We start from the raw sequence: 16579 nt of genomic DNA, 5'->3' as shown, positions 1-16579 counted from the left end.
GATTACACGCCCTTCTGGATCACGCCGTAGAACACCATCAATGCCGTAACCGCGATCCAGACGATGGTCAGCGGAATGAAGATCTTCCAGCCCAGGCGCATGATCTGGTCGTAGCGGTAGCGCGGGAACGACGCGCGGAACCAGATGTAGGCGCTGGCGAAGAAGAACACCTTGATGAACAGCCACGGCCAGCCGCCCAGCCAGATCCAGTCCACCAGCGGCGAGACGCTGCCCGGGTTGACCCAGCCCTGGATCGGGCTCAGCCAGCCACCGAGGAAGAAGATCGAGATCAGGAAGCTGACCAGGATCATGTTGGCGTACTCGGCCAGGAAGAACAGCGCGAAGGCGCCGCCCGAGTACTCCACCATGTGGCCGGCGACGATTTCCGATTCGCCTTCCACCACGTCGAACGGCGCGCGGTTGGTCTCGGCCACGCCGGACACCCAGTACACGACGAACAGCGGGAACAGCGGGATCAGGAACCAATCGAAGAAGCCGGAGTTGCCGCCCTGGGCTTCAACGATCGCGGTGAGGTTCACGCTCTGCGCGGCGATCATCACGCCGACCAGCGCGAAGCCCATCGCGATTTCGTAGCTCACCACCTGCGCGGCCGAACGCATCGCGCCGAGGAAGGCGTACTTCGAGTTCGACGCCCAGCCGGCCAGGATGATGCCGTACACGCCCAGCGAGGTCATCGCCAGCAGGTACAGCAGGCCGACGTTGGCGTTGGACAGCACGATCTTCGCGTCGAACGGCACCACCGACCAGGCCGCGAAGGCCGGGGCCAGCACGATCAGCGGGGCGATCACGTACAGCGCCTTGTGCGCGCTGGACGGCTGGATGATTTCCTTGGTGAGCAGCTTGAAGACGTCGGCGAAGGCCTGCAGCAGACCGCCGAGGCCGACGTAGCTCGGCCCGTGGCGGACATGCATCCAGCCGATCAGCTTGCGCTCCCACACCACGTAGAAGGCCACCGCGGTGATGACCGGCACCGCGATCACCAGGATCTTGGCGATGATCCACAACACCGCGCCGATGTCGCCCAGGCCCAGCAGCCACTGGTGCAGCGGATCGACCAGGTTCAACAGCATCTCGTTCATGCAGCCACCACCGTTACGCGACCGGCGCCGAGCGGCGCGGTTGCGCCATGGCCGGATTCAATCCACACCGTGCCCGCGGCCACCCGCTTGTCCAGCACCACCGGCAGCGTCGCCTTGCCGGCGGCGGTACCGACCTTGACCATCTGGCCTTCGGCGACCTGCAACTGCGCGGCGGCCTCCGGGCTCATCACCACGGCCGGGGCCAGGTTGAGCGGATGCGCCTGCAGCGCGGCGGCGCGCCGAACGACCGCGTCGGTGCGGTAGATCGCGGCGGTCGCGGCCACTTCCAGGCCCTCGCCCGCCACCGCCGGCTGAGCCGAAGCGCTCGGGGTGACGCTGCGGCCCTGCATGCCGGCGCGCAGGCCGGCCAGGTCGATGAACTCGAAACCCGCCAGGCCCAGTTCGCCGCCGAGGGCACGCAGCACGCGCCAGCCCTCGCGGGCTTCCACCGGCAGCTTGCCGCCGGCCTTGGCCTTCTGCACGCGGCCGTCCAGGTTGGTCAGCGTCGCCTCGATTTCCGGCAGCGCGCCGATCGGCAGGATGACGTCGGCGACATCGCGGGTGGAGGCGCAGGCGAACTGGCTGAAAGCCACCACCTGGGCGCCATGCAGCGCGGCACGCGCGGCCGGAGCGTCGGCGAAGTCCAGGCCCGGCTCGATGCCGTAGATCACATAGGCCGAACGCGGCTGGGCCAGCATCGCGCCGGCATCGCGCGCGGTGGGCAGCACGCCCTGCGCGACCAGGCCGACGGCATTGGCGCCCTGCGGGATGCGGCACACCGCCGCGCCCGTGGCGCCGGCGAAATCACGCACCGCGGCGCGCAGAGAGGCGGCCTGCGGGTGGTTCTCGACCAGCCCGCCGACGATCACCACGGCGCGCGAGGCGCCCTGGACCGCATCGCGCAGCGCGGCATCGGAGAGCGCCGAGGCGATCTGCGAGGGGGCCACGATCTGCTTGCCGGCCAGCTTGAAGGTGAAGTCGAAATCGACCGGGTTGACCGCGTGGATCTTCGTGCCGTTGGCCACCTGCGCCTTGCGCAGGCGGGCGTGCAGCAGCGGCAGCTCATGGCGCACGTTGCTGCCGACGATCACCACCACGTCGGCCTGCTCGATCTCGGCCAGCGGCACGGCGAACGGTTCGGCGACGGCGGCATCGGAGAAATCGCGGTTGAAGATGCGGTGGTCCAGGTTGCCGGTGCCCAGGCCCGAGGCCAGGCGCGCCAGCAGCTCGCCCTCCTCGTTGGAGGTGGCCGGGTGGACCAGCACGCCGAGGTTGTCACCCGACTGCGCCTTGAGGATGGCGGCAGCGGCGGACAGGCCTTCGGCCCAGCTCACTTCCACCCACTCGCCGTTGACCTTCTTCAGCGGCTTGACCGCGCGGTCCGCGCTGTACAGGCCCTGGTGCGAGTAGCGGTCGCGGTCCGACAGCCAGCATTCGTTGACCAGCTCGTTGTCGCGCGGCACGGTGCGCAGCACTTCGCCACGACGCACGTGCAGGAACAGGTTCGAACCCATCGCGTCGTGATAGCCCAGCGACTCGCGCGCGGCCAGCTCCCACGGGCGGGCGCGGAACTGGAACACCTTGTTGGTCAGCGCGCCCACCGGGCACACGTCGATGACGTTGCCGGAGATCTCGGTGGTCAGCGGCTTGCCGTCGTAGGTGCCGATCTGCAGGTTCTCGCCGCGGTACATGCCGCCCAGCTCATAGGTGCCGGCGACATCCGCGGTGAAGCGCACGCAGCGCGTGCACTGGATGCAGCGGGTCATCTCGGTGGCGACCAGCGGTCCGATGTCCTCGTCCGGCACCACGCGCTTGCGCTCGTTGAAGCGGCTCACCGAACGACCGTAGCCGAGCGAGACGTCCTGCAGCTCGCACTCGCCGCCCTGGTCGCAGATCGGGCAATCCAGCGGGTGGTTGATCAGCAGGAACTCCATCACGCTGCGCTGGAACTTCAGCGCCTTCTCGCTGCGCGTGGCGACCTTCATGCCGTCCATCACCGGGGTGGCGCAGGCCGGCGCCGGCTTGGGCGACTTCTCCACGTCCACCAGGCACATGCGGCAGTTGGCGGCGATCGGCAGCTTCTCGTGATAGCAGAAACGCGGGATCGGGATGCCGGCCTTGTCGGCGGCCTGGATGATCATCGAGCCCTTGGGCACGACCAGGCTCTGGCCGTCGATTTCGACGGTCACGTGATCCGGCGGAACGTTCGGATTTACCGGCTGTGCGCTCACGCAGCCACTCCCATTTGCCCGTCCACGATCGAGCGACCGTTGACGATGTAGTACTCGAATTCATCCCAGAACTGGCGCAGGAAACCCTGGATCGGCCAGGCCGCGGCTTCGCCGAACGCGCAGATGGTATGGCCCTCGATCTGGCCGGCCACCGCCTTGAGCTGGTGCAGGTCTTCCATGGTCGCCTTGCCAGCGACGATGCGCTCCAGCACGCGGTGCATCCAGCCGGTGCCTTCGCGGCACGGGGTGCACTGGCCGCAGGACTCCTTGTGGAAGAACTGCGAGATGCGGCAGGCAAAGCGCACGCAGCACACGCTGTCGTCCAGCACCACGATGGCGCCCGAACCCAGGCCGGTGCCGAGGTTCCGCAGGGTGTCGTAATCCATCTGCAGGCCGGCCAGCTGGTCGGCCTTGAGCACCGGCATCGACACGCCGCCCGGGATCGCCGCCTTCAGCTTGCGGCCCGGACGCAGGCCACCGGCCATTTCCAGCAGCTCATCGAAGGTCGTGCCCAGCGGCACTTCGAAATTGCCGCCCTTCTGCACGCAGCCGGAGACCGAGAAGATCTTCGGGCCGCCGTTGGCGGTCTTGCTCAGGCCCTTGAACCACTCGGCGCCGTTGCGGATGATCGCCGGCACCGAGGCGTAGGTCTCGGTGTTGTTGATCGTCGACGGCTTGCCGTACAGGCCGAAGTTGGCCGGGAACGGCGGCTTGTAGCGCGGCTGCCCCTTCTTGCCTTCCAGCGATTCCATCAGCGCGGTTTCTTCGCCGCAGATGTAGGCACCGGCGCCCAGCGCACCGTAGATGTCGATGTCCACGCCCGAGCCCAGCACGTTCTTGCCCAGCCAGCCGTTCGCATACGCGTCGGCCAGGGCCTGCTCGAAATGCTCGAACGGTTCGTGGTGGAACTCGCCGCGCAGGTAGTTGTAGCCCACGGTCGAACCGGTGGCGTAGCAGGCGATCGCCATGCCCTCCACCACCGAGTGCGGGTTGTAGCGCAGGATGTCGCGATCCTTGCAGGTGCCCGGCTCGGATTCGTCCGAGTTGCAGAGGATGTACTTCTGCATGTCGCCCTTGGGCATGAAGGACCACTTCAGGCCGGTCGGGAAGCCCGCGCCGCCGCGGCCGCGCAGGCCCGACTGCTTGACCATCTCGATCACGTCGGCCGGCGAAATCTTCTCTTCGAGGATCTTGCGCAGCGCCGCGTAGCCGCCGGTCTTCAGGTAGCTCTCGTAGGACCAGGGGGTGTCGTAGTGCAGCGTCGTGTAGACGACCTGGTGCGGCTGCGGCGCGGGGCCGACCGGACCGGTGGATGCGTGGGGATGCTGTGCCATGCCGTTACTCCAGCCCGTCCAGCAGGGCATCGACCTTTTCCTTGGTCAGATGCTCGTGGTAGTGGCCATTGATGACCATCATCGGTGCACCGGCACAACCGGCCAGGCACTCTTCCTCACGCTTGAGGTAGACGCGGCCATCGGCGGTGGACTGGCCCAGCTTGCAGCCGAGTTTCTTCTCGGCATGCGCGACCAGGTCCTCGGCGCCGTTGAGCCAGCAGCTGATGTTGGTGCAGAACGCGACGTTGTTGCGGCCGACCTTCTCGGTCTCGAACATCGAGTAGAAGCTCGCCACCTCGTAGGCCCACACCGGCGGCAGGTCCAGGTACTTGGCGACGCCGGCGATGAGTTCGTCGGTCAGCCAGCCCTCGTTCTGCTCCTGCGCGGCATGCAGGCCCTGCAGCACCGCCGAACGCTTGCGGTCCGGCGGGAACTTGGAGAGCCAATGATCGATGTGAGCGCGCGTCTTGTCGCTCAGCACCACCAGCGGATCGACGTCGCGCGCCGCTTCGAAATTGCCCGTCGCCTTCATCGGTCGACCTCACCGAAAACCAAATCGTAAGTACCGATCATTGCCACCACGTCCGGCAGCATGTGACCGCGGATGATCGCGTCCATCGAGGACAGGTGCACGAAGCCCGGCGCGCGCAGGTGCACGCGGAACGGCTTGTTGGCACCGTCGGACAGCAGGTAGCAGCCGAACTCGCCCTTCGGCGCTTCCACCGCGCTGTAGGTCTCGCCGGCCGGCACGCAGTAGCCTTCGCTGAACAGCTTGAAGTGGTGGATCAGCGCTTCCATGTCGTCCTTCATGTCCTCGCGGCTGGGCGGAGCGACCTTGAAGTTCTTGACCATGACCGGGCCGGGGTTGGCCTTCAGCCATGCCACGCACTGCTTGATGATGCGGTTGGACTCGCGCATCTCGGCCACGCGGACCAGATAGCGGTCGTAGCAATCGCCTTCGGTGCCGAGCGGGATGTCGAAATCGACCGCGTCGTACTTGGCATACGGCTGCTTCTTGCGCAGGTCCCACTCGATGCCCGAGCCACGCAGCATCACGCCGGTCATGCCCCAGGCACGGGCCAGCTCCGGCGTCACCACGCCCACGCCCACGGTACGCTGCTTCCAGATGCGGTTATCCGTCAGCAGGGTTTCGTACTCGTCCACGCGCGACGGGAACGTGTTGGTGAAGTCTTCCAGGAAGTCGAGCATCGACCCTTCGCGGGCGGCGTTGAGCTTCTTCAGCGCATTGCCCTTGTGCCAGCGCGATTCCTTGTACTTCGGCATGCGGTCCGGCAGGTCGCGGTAGACGCCACCCGGGCGGTAGTAGGTCGCGTGCATGCGCGCGCCGCTCACCGCCTCGTACACGTCCATCAGCTCTTCGCGCTCGCGGAACGCATAGAGCATGACCGCCATCGCGCCCAGGTCGAGCGCGTTGGAACCCACCCACATGAGGTGGTTCAGGATGCGGGTGATCTCGTCGAACATCGTGCGGATGTACTGCGCACGTTCCGGCGCCTCGATCCCCATCAGGGTCTCGATCGCGCGCACGTAGGCGTGCTCGTTGCACATCATCGACACGTAGTCCAGGCGATCCATGTAGCCGATCGACTGGTTGAACGGCTTGGACTCGGCCAGCTTCTCGGTGCCACGGTGCAGCAGGCCGATATGCGGGTCGGCACGCACCACGGTTTCGCCGTCCATTTCCAGGATCAGGCGCAGCACGCCGTGCGCCGCAGGATGCTGCGGGCCGAAGTTCATCGTGTAGTTGCGGATTTCCTGCTTGCTTTCGGCAGGATTGCTCGCGAAGGCCTGGCCGGCCTGGTGGAACTCGCTCACTTGGCGGCCTCCGTGCGCGACTCACCGGCCGCGGTCTGGTAACGCGCGTCGTCGCGGATCACGCGCGGCACGTTCACGCGCGGCTCGACCGAGGTCACCGGCTCGTACACCACGCGCTTCTTCTCTTCGTCGTAGCGCACTTCGACGTTGCCGATCAGCGGGAAATCCTTGCGGAACGGATGACCCACGAAACCGTAGTCGGTCAGGATGCGGCGCAGGTCCGGGTGGCCGGCGAACACGATGCCGAACAGGTCGAACGCCTCGCGCTCGAACCAGTTCACGCCCGGCCAGATGTCGCACACCGAGGCCACCACCGGCAGCTCGTCGTTGGGCGCGTAGCAACGCACGCGCAGGCGCTGGTTGTGCTGGTAGGAGATCAGCTGGGCGACCACCGCGAAGCGCTGCTGCGGCATGGTGTCCGGCTGCGCGCCTTCCGGCGTCTCGCGGCTGGGGAACTCGCCCCAGGCGAAGCGACCGGCCGACTTGCCTTCCACGCCACGGCTGAAGCCCTGCGAGGAGACGTCGTCGGTATCCCACTCGTCGCTGCCGTAGCCGAGGTAGTCCACCCCGCACAGGTCCGAGAGCTGCTCGAAACCGAGTTCGTCGCGCAGTGCCAGGCAGGTCGCATGCCAGTCGGCGGCAGAGACTTCCATCGTCACTTCGCCGCGCGGTTCGACCACGGTGACCCGCGCGCCGGCGAAACGCGCGCTGAGTCGGTCAGTGAAGGGAGTTGCTTGCTCTGCCATGGGGGCTTGGCTGCTTTGTAAGAGGAAGACGGGTCAGCGTGCGATCGTCTGGGTACGCCAGATCTTCTTCTGCAGCTGCAGGATGCCGTACACCAGCGCCTCGGCCGTCGGCGGGCAGCCCGGCACGTAGACGTCGACCGGCACCACGCGGTCGCAGCCGCGCACCACCGAGTACGAATAGTGGTAGTAGCCGCCGCCGTTGGCGCAGCTGCCCATCGAGATGACCCACTTCGGGTCGGGCATCTGGTCGTAGACCTTGCGCAGCGCCGGGGCCATCTTGTTGACCAGCGTGCCGGCGACGATCATCACGTCGGACTGGCGCGGCGACGGGCGGAACACCACGCCGTAGCGGTCCAGATCCAGGCGCGCGGCGCCGGCGTGCATCATCTCCACCGCGCAGCAGGCCAGGCCGAAGGTCATCGGCCACATCGAGCCGGTGCGCGCCCAGTTGAGCAGCGCGTCGACGCTGGTGGTGACGTAGCCCTTTTCGAGCAGCGGGTTCTCGCCTTCGGGGCGGAGAATGTCGTCGATGCGACCTTCCGGGATCGGATTGGTCATCAGACGATCGAGGGTCTGAATCACTCCCATTCCAGGGCTCCCTTTTTCCAGACGTAAATGAAACCGAGGAACAGCATGCCGACGAACAGGCCCATGGTGACCAGCGAACGCGCGCCGATTTCCATGAACACCTGCGTCCAGGGCACGATGAAGATGATTTCCAGATCGAAGACGATGAACTGGATCGCGATCAGGTAGTAGCGCACGTCGAACTTCATGCGCGCGTCTTCGAAGGCTTCGAAGCCGCATTCGTACGGCGAGAGTTTCTGGAGATCGGGGCGGCGGGGGCCGAGCAACCGGCCAATGACCATCAGCGCGATGCCGATGCCCGTAGCGACGACCAGGAACAGCAGACTCGGCAAATATTCGGCCAGCACAGCGATTCTCTCTTGCCTCTGCCGTGCGCGTGGGGCGCGCCGGCATGGGGTATAGGCGGTACCCGCGGCAGGCGTTGCCACAACCCGCAGGAACCGCAGCCAAACATGGTGCCCAAGAGGGGACTCGAACCCCTACGACCTAAGTCGCTACCACCTCAAGGTAGTGCGTCTACCAATTCCGCCACCTGGGCTTGCGTTGCGCACCGGCGTTGCAGTGCGCAGCGTATTGTAACCGGCTTCAGCGTTTTTGTGACGCGCCGGCGTTATTTTCTTCGGCTGCCGGCGGCGCCTGTTCGGCGGGCGCGGAGGCGGCCGGCGCCTGCTGCGCCGGTGCGGTCTGGACCGGCGCGCTCGGCACCGTGGAGGAAGCCGGCGCCTGCGGCAGCGCCTGGCTCAATTCACCGGCCGGCGCGGCCGGGGCGGCTTCCTGCGACATCACGCCCAGGCCCTGCTCGGTCGGGCGGGCACCATGGCTGGCGTACCAGGCCATGAAGAGGCTGATGGCGAAGAACGCCACGGCCAGCCACTTGGTGGACTTGGAGAGGAAATTCGAAGCGCCGCGCGCGCCGAACACGGTGCCCGAGGCGCCCGCGCCGAAGCCCGAACCGGCGGCTGCACCGGCGCCGCGCTGCATCAGGATCAGCGCGATCATCGCCACCGCGATCAGCACATAGATCACATTGAGGATCAACATCAGCATTTTCGAATCCGTCCCCGGACTAATGACTTTGAGGGTTTAGCAACCGACCGCCGCCCGGGCGATCGCCAGGAAATCCTCGGCGACCAGCGAAGCGCCGCCGACCAGCCCGCCATCGACATCGGGCTGCGAGAACAGTTCCGCGGCGTTATCGGGCTTGACGCTGCCGCCATACAGGACCGGCAACGAATCGGCGATTCTAGCATCGAGGGCGCGGATTTGACCACGAATGAAGGCGTGCACCGCCTGGGCCTGCGCCGGGCTGGCGCTGCGGCCGGTGCCGATGGCCCAGATCGGCTCGTAGGACACCACCGCCTGCCGGAACCCCTCCACCCCCACCAGCGCCACCACGGGCGCTAGCTGGCTGGCGATGACCTGCTCGGTCAGGCCGGCCTCGCGGTCCTGCAGGGATTCGCCCACGCACAGGATCGGGGTCAGCCCGGCGTGCAGCGCGGCGGCAAACTTGCGCGCCACCAGCTCGCTGCTCTCGAAGTGGTACTGGCGGCGCTCGGAGTGCCCGACCAGCCCATAGTCGGCGCCCACATCCACCAGCATGGTGGCCGAGACCTCGCCGGTGTAGGCGCCCTTTTCGTTGCTGCTCACGTCCTGGGCGCCGAAGCGCAGGTGGCCGCCTTCGAAATCCTCGATCAGGTCACCGAGGTAGGGCAGCGGCGGCAGGATGACGACGTCCACCCCCTCCAGCGGCATCCCCGCGGCGACCTGGGCGACCAGTTCGGTGGCGAACCGGCGGGTACCGTGCAGTTTCCAATTGCCGGCCACGATCTTGCGACGCATCGCCATCGCTGGGTCACTCCTTGCAAAAGGGTATAAGAATAATCCAATGCGCCATGCCGAACCGTTATCGCGGACAACGGCGGGACAAAACGCGTCCCGGCCACGCCATCCCGCCGCCGGCAGGCGACAAAAAAGGGCCGGTCATGGACCGGCCCCGGCATGCGGCGGGCGGGCGCCCTGCCCCTACCTTACTTGAGCTTGATCTCGCGCAGGCGTTCTTCCAGGTAGCCCTGGGCGGTGATCGGCTCCGGATAGCGGCTCGGATTGTCGGCGGTGACCGTGGAGGGCAGCACGTCGATCAGGAAATCCGGGTTCGGGTGCAGGAAGAACGGCACCGAGTAGCGCGGCTGGCGGGCCAGCTCGCCTGGGGGATTGACCACACGATGGGTGGTCGACGGGTACACATGGTTGGTCAGGCGCTGCAGCATGTCGCCGATGTTGACCACGATGGTGTCGGCCGAGGAGGTGAAGGGCACCCATTCGCCCTGCTTGGATTTCACTTCCAGCCCGGCGGCGCTGGCGCCGACCAGCAGGGTGATCAGATTGATGTCCTCATGCGCGCCGGCGCGCACATTGGGGATGTCGTCGGCGGTGATCGGCGGATAGTGGATCGGGCGCAGGATCGAGTTGCCCGAATCGGTCTTGTCGACGAAATAGTCTTCCGGCAGGCCGATGTGCAGCGCCAGCGCGGAAAGCACGCGTGCGCCGAGCTGGTCGAGCTTGCTGTAGAGGTTGTAGCCGTGTTCGCGGAAGCCTTCGATCTCGTCCGGCCACAGGTTGGCCGGCATCACGTCGCGATACTTCGAGCCCGCGGGAATCTCGCGCCCGATGTGCCAGAACTCCTTGAGGTCGAAATGCTTGGAGTCCTTGGCCGTCTCCACGCCGAAGGCGGTGTAGCCGCGCGCGCCGCCGCTGCCGGGCAGCACGTACTGGCGCTTGACGTCTTCGGGCAGGGCGAAGAACGCCTTGAATACCTCGTAGGCCGCGTCGATCTCGGCCTGCGGGATGCCGTGGTTGCGGATGCCGGCAAACCCCCATTCGCGATAGGCGGCGCCGAGCTCGGCCACGAAGGCCTCGCGGTCGGTATCGAAGCGGGTGATGTCGAGGGTCGGAATCTGGCTCACGGCGTGTCCTGCGGTGCGGGCAATGAAGGCGGCCGGTGCCGCCGAGGGTCGCCATTGTGACAGATCGCCCCACCCGCTCGGCCAGCGCGCGCCGCCCGCGCGATGAACGCCAGGAGCGCCCTGCCCGCCGCGGACAGCGCGCGGCTACGCAGCCGATGCGGCTTCGTCCAACGCCGGCCCGCCGCAAACGAAAACGCCGGCGCAAGGCCGGCGTTCCCGAGGCATCGCGAAGGGCGCGCTTACACCGCCGCGCGCACCGCCGCGGCGAGCCCATCGAGCGTGTCCTGCATCAGCGCGGCCTCGTCGGCCTCCACCGTGACGCGCACCACCGGCTCGGTGCCGGAGGGCCGCAGGAACGCGCGCCCGCGCCCGCTCACCGCCGCCTGCGCCTGCAACAGCGCCTGCTGCACGGAAGCCGCGCCCACGACCGCCTTGGCATCGCCGCCATCGAGCTTCACGTTGACGGTCTTCTGCGGCACCTTGCGCAGGCCCGACAGCGCCTGGCGCAGGCTTGCGCCCTCGCGGCGCAGGGTTTCCAGCACCTGCAGCGCACTGACGATGCCGTCGCCGGTGGTGGCGCGGTCCAGGCACAGCATGTGGCCGGACGTCTCGCCGCCCAGCACGCCGCCCCCCTCGACCAAGGCCTGGTGCACGTAGCGGTCGCCGACCTTCACGCGCACGAACGGAATCTCCAGCGCGGCCAGCGCCTGCTCCAGGCCGTAGTTGGTCATCAGCGTGCCGACCACCGTGCCCTTCAGCCGCCCGCTCGCCTGCCAGCCGCGCGCCAGCACGTACAGCAGGTCGTCGCCATCGACCGGGTGGCCCTGGTCGTCGGCCATCAGCACGCGGTCGCCGTCGCCGTCGAAGGCGATGCCGAGGTCCGCACCGACCTCGCGCACCTTCGCGGCGAGGTTGTCGATGTGGGTTGAACCCACGCCGTCGTTGATGTTCAGGCCATCGGGCGTGGCGCCGATCACCACCACCTCCGCGCCCAGCTCGCGGAACAGCATCGGGGCGATGTGGTAGGTGGCGCCGTGCGCGCAGTCCAGTACGATCTTCAGCCCGCGCAGGTGGAAGCCGCGCGGCACGCTGGACTTGCAGAACTCGATGTAGCGGCCGATCGCATCGCGCGCACGCGCGGCCTTGCCCAGCCGCGCCGAATCCACGGTGAGGAACGGCGCGTCCAGCGCGGCTTCGATCGCCAGCTCGGTGGCGTCGTCGAGCTTCTCGCCGTCGGCGGAGAAGAACTTGATGCCGTTGTCGTAGTGCGGGTTGTGCGAGGCGCTGATGACGATGCCGGCATCGGCGCGCAGCGTATGGGTCAGGAAGGCGATGGCCGGCGTGGGCATCGGGCCGATCAGCTGCACGTCGGCGCCGGCGGCGACCAGCCCGGCCTCCAGCGCGGCCTCGAACATGTAGCCGGAAATGCGCGTGTCCTTGCCGATCAGCACCACCGGTCGGCCACGGCCGCCCTCGCCCAGCACACGGCCCAGGGCGTTGCCCAGGCGCAGCACGAAATCGGCCGAAATCGGCCCCTGCCCGACGCGGCCACGAATGCCGTCGGTACCAAAATACTTGCGTGCGCTCATGCGGCGGCGGGCTTGTCGTCGGCGGCCGGACGCGCCTGGCGCATCATCATCGCGGTGAGGTCGGCCAGGCGCTCGCGCATTTCGCGGCGGTCGCAGATCTGGTCGATCGCGCCGTGCTCGAGCAGGAACTCCGAACGCTGGAACCCTTCCGGCAGCTTTTCGCGCACGGTCTGCTCGATCACGCGCGGGCCGGCGAAGCCGATCAGCGCCTGCGGCTCGGCGATGTTGATGTCGCCCAGCATCGCGAAGGACGCCGACACGCCGCCGGTGGTGGGATGGGTGAGCACCGAGATGTACGGCAGGCCGGCCTCGCGCAGGCGGCCGAGCGCGGCGGAGGTCTTGGCCATCTGCATCAGCGAGAACAGGCCTTCCTGCATGCGCGCACCGCCGCTGGCGGAGAAGCACACGTAAGGACAGCCCAACTCCAGCGCCACCTCAGCGGCACGGGCGAAGCGCTCGCCGACCACCGAGCCCATCGAGCCGCCCATGAAGGCGAAATCGAACGAGGAGGCGACCAGCGGGTTGCCCTTGAGCAGGCCGCGCATGGCGACCAGCGCGTCGTACTCGCCGGTGGCCTTCTGGGTGGACTTGATGCGGTCGGCGTACTTCTTCTGGTCGCGGAACTTGAGCACGTCCACCGGGCCCAGGTGCGCGGCGATCTCGCTGGTGCTGCCTTCGTCGAACAGCGACGCCAGGCGCGCGCGGGCGCGGATGGCCATGTGGTGGCCGCACTTCGGGCAGACCTCGAGGTTCTCTTCCAGCTCGGGGCGGTACAGCACGCTGCCGCAGTTGCTGCACTTCTCCCACAGGCCTTCGGGGACGCTGCGCTTCTTGCTCGGGGTGTTGTCGGTGCGGATGCCCGAGGGCATCAGTTTGCTGAGCCAGCTCATGCGGTGATGACGATCCTTGCAGGGCGGCCCCGGGGGGCCGCAGAGGGGCGTCAGTCTATCCCAGCCAGTTCGATACGGTGCAGGACGCCAGCGTACGTTGCGGCGGCCGCGCCCGCAGGGCGAGCGCTCGCCGCATCCTCACCCGGCGTCCAGCGCGGCCCGCAGCGGGACCAGGAACGCCTCGGCGCGCTGGCGCGCCTGGCCGCTGTCGGCCGCGCCCTCCAGCGCCTGCACCAGTGCGCTGCCCACCACCACGCCATCGGCATCCACCGCCATGGCCGCGGCGCTGGCCGCGTCCTTGATGCCGAAGCCGGCCACCACCGGCACCGTGGCCGCCTTGCGCAACGCCTGCAGGCGCTGGCCGGCGGCCCGGGTATCCAGGCGGTCGGCGCCGGTGACGCCGGCAAAGCTCACGTAGTACAGATAGCCGCGAGCGCTGGCGCAGACCTGCGGCAAGCGCTGGTCGTCGGTGGTCGGCGCGGCCAGGGCGATCAGCGCCAGGCCGGCGCGATCGAACAGCTCGCGGGTTTCCTGCGCTTCCTCCGGCGGCAGGTCGACCAGCAGCACGCCATCGACGCCCGCCGCCACCGCCGCCTCGGCAAAGCGGGCGGTGCCGTGGATCTCGACGGGGTTCAGATAGCCCATCAGCACCACGGGCGTGGTGGCGTCCTCGCGGCGGAATTCATGCACCGCCTCCAGTACGTAGGCCAGCCCGGCCCCGCGCCCCAGCGCGCGCTCGGAGCTGCGCTGAATAGTTGGGCCATCGGCCATGGGGTCGGAAAACGGCACGCCCAGTTCGATGACGTCGGCGCCTGCGCGCACCAGCGCGTGCATCACCGGCACGGTGGCTTCCAGCGAGGGGTCGCCGGCGGTGATGAAGGGGATCAGCGCCTTGCGGTTTGTGGCGCGGAGCTGGGCGAACGTGTCGTCGATGCGGCTCATGGGTTGGATTCTTCTGAAAGGATGGCTGCCGTCCGTGGCGCGGCAAATCGGCTCCGGAGCGTCCGGCCCGGCCATCCATGGCCGGGCGGTGACGGTGTTGCAGACGCCTGGGCGGCGTCCGCAAAGCTCACACCGTCACCCCTTCGCGGGCGGCGATGGTATGCACATCCTTGTCGCCACGGCCGGAGAGGTTGCACAGCACCAGCGCGTCCTTGGGCAGGTCGCGCGCCAGCTTGATCGCCTGCGCGACCGCGTGGCTGGATTCCAGCGCCGCCAGGATGCCCTCGGTGTGCGCCAGCAGATGGAAGGCGGCCAAGGCCTCGTCGTCGGTGATGCCCAGGTACTGCGCGCGGCCGGTGTCGGCGAGGAAGGCATGCTCCGGGCCGACGCCCGGGTAATCCAGGCCGGCGGAGACCGAGTGGGTCTCGATGATCTGCCCGTCGTCGTCGCAGATCACGTACGTGCGGTTGCCGTGCAGCACGCCGGGCCGGCCGGCGGCGATGGAGGCCGCATGGCGGCCGGTGGCGATGCCGTCACCCGCCGCTTCGGCGCCGTAGATCGCCACACCCGGGTCGTTGAGGAAGGCATGGAACAGGCCGATGGCATTGCTGCCGCCGCCCACGCAGGCGGTGATCGCATCCGGCAGCCGGCCGTAATCCTCCAGCATCTGCGCGCGCGCCTCGCGGCCGACGATGGCGTTGAAGTCGCGCACCATGCGCGGGTACGGGTCCGGCCCGGCCACGGTACCGATGATGTAGAAGGTATCGGCGACGTTGGTGACCCAGTCGCGCATCGCCTCGTTGAGCGCGTCCTTCAGCGTGGCCGAACCGCTGGTCACCGGCACCACCGTCGCGCCGAGCAGCTTCATGCGGTAGACGTTGATCTTCTGCCGCTCGATATCGGTGGCGCCCATGTACACCACGCATTCCAGGCCCAGGCGCGCGGCGACGGTGGCGCTGGCCACGCCATGCTGGCCGGCGCCGGTCTCGGCGATGATGCGCTTCTTGCCCATGCGGCTGGCCAGCAGCGCCTGGCCGATGGTGTTGTTGATCTTGTGCGCGCCGGTGTGGTTCAGGTCCTCGCGCTTGAGCAGGATCTGCGCGCCGCCCACTTCGCGGCTCAGCCGCTCGGCGTGGTAGATCGGGCTGGGCCGGCCCACGTAGTGCTTGAGGTCCTTGTCGTAGGCGGCGATGAACGCCGGGTCCTGGCGCGCGGCATCGTAGGCGGCCGCCAATTCCTGCAGCGGTCCGATCAGGGTCTCGGCGACGAAGCGGCCGCCGTAGCGGCCGAAGTGGCCGGCGGCGTCGGGATAGGCGTGGAAGTCACTGATGGAGGGGGTGGACATGGCAACCTGGAGCGTGTTCGCGCGGCATGGGCGCCGCAATGACAGGCACTTTACCGCAGCGCTGGCCGCGCGATAATCGAATCATCCTCCACGACCCGTGAGTTTCGCTCACATGAGCCAGGACCTGCCGCCCCTGCCTGCCCTGCGCGCCTTCGAGGCCGCCGCCCGCCTGGGCAGCGTGAGCCGGGCGGCCGGGGAACTGCACGTGACCCACGGCGCGGTGAGCCGCCATGTGCGCACGCTGGAAGACGCGCTGGGCCTGCCGCTGTTCGCGCGCCAGGGCCGTGGGCTGGTGCTGACGGAGGCCGGTGAGCGCCTGCGCGAGGCCAGCGGCGATGCCTTCGGCCGCCTGCGCGAGGCCTGGCGCGATCTGCGCCGCCGGCCCGCGCACGCCCCGCTGGTGCTCGGCTGCAGCGGCAGCCTGCTGGCCCGCTGGGTCATTCCCCGCCTGGCGCGACTGGGCGAAGCCCTGCCCCAGCTGACGCTGCACCTGTCGGCCACCGAGCACGCGCCCGGCCCGGAACTGGCCGGCCTGGATGCGGCGCTGCTGCTGGCCGCGCCGCCCTGGCCGGCGGGCTGGCAGGTACATGCACTGGGGCCGGAGCGCATCGGCCCGGTGCTGAGCCCCCGCATGGCCGGCGCCGACGCGCACGTGCCCGCCGGGCGGATCGCCACGCTGCCCCTGCTGGGCACGCGCTCGCGGCCCCAGGCCTGGCCGCAGTGGGCCCACGCGCACGGCATCGCGCCCGAGGCGCTGCCGATCGCCAACGATTTCGAGCACCTGCTGTATCTGCTGGAGGCGGCCGTGGCCGGGCTGGGCGTGGCGATCGCGCCGCAACCGCTGGTGGCCGACGACCTCGCCAGCGGGCGCCTGATCGCGCCGTGGGGCTTCGTGCAGACATCGGCGCAGTGGGTGCTGTGCGCCGACGCGCGCAACACGGACCGGCGCATCGACGCATTGGCCGAGTGGCTGCGCCACGAATTGGGCGCGGAGAGGCCGCCTTCGTAGGCGCGG

Annotated in this window: 16 protein-coding genes and 1 tRNA gene; 1 reads left to right on the top strand and 16 read right to left on the bottom strand. The window is 68.4% G+C overall.

Features of this window, described 5'->3' with window-relative positions:
* Nucleotides 1–2: 2 nt before the first annotated feature.
* The 16 genes from nuoH to trpB form a co-directional block, all read right to left on the bottom strand.
* Nucleotides 3–1100 carry an NADH-quinone oxidoreductase subunit NuoH gene (gene nuoH, locus P6166_RS04065; protein WP_277763250.1) on the bottom strand — a complete coding sequence of 366 codons (1098 nt, stop codon included), beginning with the start codon at nt 1098–1100 and terminating at the stop codon, nt 3–5.
* On the bottom strand, nt 1097–3331 hold the full coding sequence (gene nuoG / locus P6166_RS04060; protein ID WP_277763249.1) for an NADH-quinone oxidoreductase subunit NuoG: 2235 nt from the start codon (nt 3329–3331) through the stop codon (nt 1097–1099). The genes nuoH and nuoG overlap by 4 nt, the downstream gene beginning before the upstream one ends.
* Nucleotides 3328–4665 (bottom strand): NADH-quinone oxidoreductase subunit NuoF, encoded by a 1338-nt coding sequence (gene nuoF, locus P6166_RS04055; RefSeq protein WP_277763248.1) that lies wholly within the window; start codon nt 4663–4665, stop codon nt 3328–3330. Before nuoF ends, nuoG begins: the two co-directional genes overlap by 4 nt.
* A 4-nt stretch (nt 4666–4669) precedes the next feature.
* Nucleotides 4670–5197: an NADH-quinone oxidoreductase subunit NuoE gene (gene nuoE, locus P6166_RS04050; RefSeq protein ID WP_277763247.1), complete on the bottom strand. Its 528-nt coding sequence runs from the start codon at nt 5195–5197 to the stop codon at nt 4670–4672.
* Nucleotides 5194–6501, bottom strand: coding sequence for an NADH-quinone oxidoreductase subunit D (locus tag P6166_RS04045; protein ID WP_277763246.1), 1308 nt, complete (start codon nt 6499–6501; stop codon nt 5194–5196). The genes nuoE and P6166_RS04045 overlap by 4 nt, the downstream gene beginning before the upstream one ends.
* The gene (locus tag P6166_RS04040; RefSeq protein ID WP_277763245.1) at nt 6498–7247 is read right to left on the bottom strand and encodes an NADH-quinone oxidoreductase subunit C; all 750 of its coding nucleotides are present in this window, start codon (nt 7245–7247) and stop codon (nt 6498–6500) included. Before P6166_RS04040 ends, P6166_RS04045 begins: the two co-directional genes overlap by 4 nt.
* 33 nt (nt 7248–7280) lie before the next feature.
* Nucleotides 7281–7835, bottom strand: a complete 555-nt coding sequence (locus tag P6166_RS04035; RefSeq protein ID WP_057646107.1) for an NADH-quinone oxidoreductase subunit B — start codon at nt 7833–7835, stop codon at nt 7281–7283.
* A complete protein-coding gene (locus tag P6166_RS04030) occupies nt 7826–8182 on the bottom strand; it encodes an NADH-quinone oxidoreductase subunit A (RefSeq protein WP_130319211.1) in 357 nt (118 codons plus the stop codon). Before P6166_RS04030 ends, P6166_RS04035 begins: the two co-directional genes overlap by 10 nt.
* A gap of 106 nt (nt 8183–8288) precedes the next feature.
* Nucleotides 8289–8373 (bottom strand) — tRNA-Leu (locus tag P6166_RS04025).
* A gap of 47 nt (nt 8374–8420) precedes the next feature.
* Nucleotides 8421–8882, bottom strand: a complete 462-nt coding sequence (gene secG, locus P6166_RS04020) for a preprotein translocase subunit SecG (RefSeq protein WP_277763244.1) — start codon at nt 8880–8882, stop codon at nt 8421–8423.
* Nucleotides 8883–8918: 36 nt separating this feature from the next.
* Nucleotides 8919–9674, bottom strand: coding sequence for a triose-phosphate isomerase (gene tpiA, locus P6166_RS04015; protein WP_277763438.1), 756 nt, complete (start codon nt 9672–9674; stop codon nt 8919–8921).
* 188 nt (nt 9675–9862) lie between these two features.
* Complete coding sequence (locus tag P6166_RS04010) at nt 9863–10798, bottom strand: 2-oxoglutarate and iron-dependent oxygenase domain-containing protein (RefSeq protein ID WP_277763243.1); 936 nt, start codon at nt 10796–10798, stop codon at nt 9863–9865.
* 239 nt (nt 10799–11037) lie between these two features.
* Nucleotides 11038–12387, bottom strand: a complete 1350-nt coding sequence (gene glmM, locus P6166_RS04005) for a phosphoglucosamine mutase (RefSeq protein WP_277763242.1) — start codon at nt 12385–12387, stop codon at nt 11038–11040.
* On the bottom strand, nt 12384–13277 hold the full coding sequence (gene accD / locus P6166_RS04000; RefSeq protein ID WP_277763241.1) for an acetyl-CoA carboxylase, carboxyltransferase subunit beta: 894 nt from the start codon (nt 13275–13277) through the stop codon (nt 12384–12386). The genes glmM and accD overlap by 4 nt, the downstream gene beginning before the upstream one ends.
* Nucleotides 13278–13415: 138 nt before the next feature.
* Nucleotides 13416–14219, bottom strand: a complete 804-nt coding sequence (gene trpA, locus P6166_RS03995) for a tryptophan synthase subunit alpha (RefSeq protein WP_277763240.1) — start codon at nt 14217–14219, stop codon at nt 13416–13418.
* Between the two features lie 127 nt (nt 14220–14346).
* A complete protein-coding gene (gene trpB / locus P6166_RS03990) occupies nt 14347–15564 on the bottom strand; it encodes a tryptophan synthase subunit beta (RefSeq protein WP_277763239.1) in 1218 nt (405 codons plus the stop codon).
* Nucleotides 15565–15676: 112 nt separating this feature from the next.
* Between trpB and P6166_RS03985 the strand changes: the two genes are divergently transcribed.
* Nucleotides 15677–16573, top strand: a complete 897-nt coding sequence (locus P6166_RS03985) for a LysR family transcriptional regulator (protein ID WP_277763238.1) — start codon at nt 15677–15679, stop codon at nt 16571–16573.
* Nucleotides 16574–16579: the final 6 nt, after the last annotated feature.

It is taken from the genome of Stenotrophomonas sp. HITSZ_GD, assembly GCF_029543105.1.
In the GTDB taxonomy this organism is placed as follows: Bacteria; Pseudomonadota; Gammaproteobacteria; order Xanthomonadales; family Xanthomonadaceae; genus Stenotrophomonas_A.
Note: the sequence above shows the minus strand (reverse complement) of the source record. Positions and strands in the feature narration are given on the sequence as shown.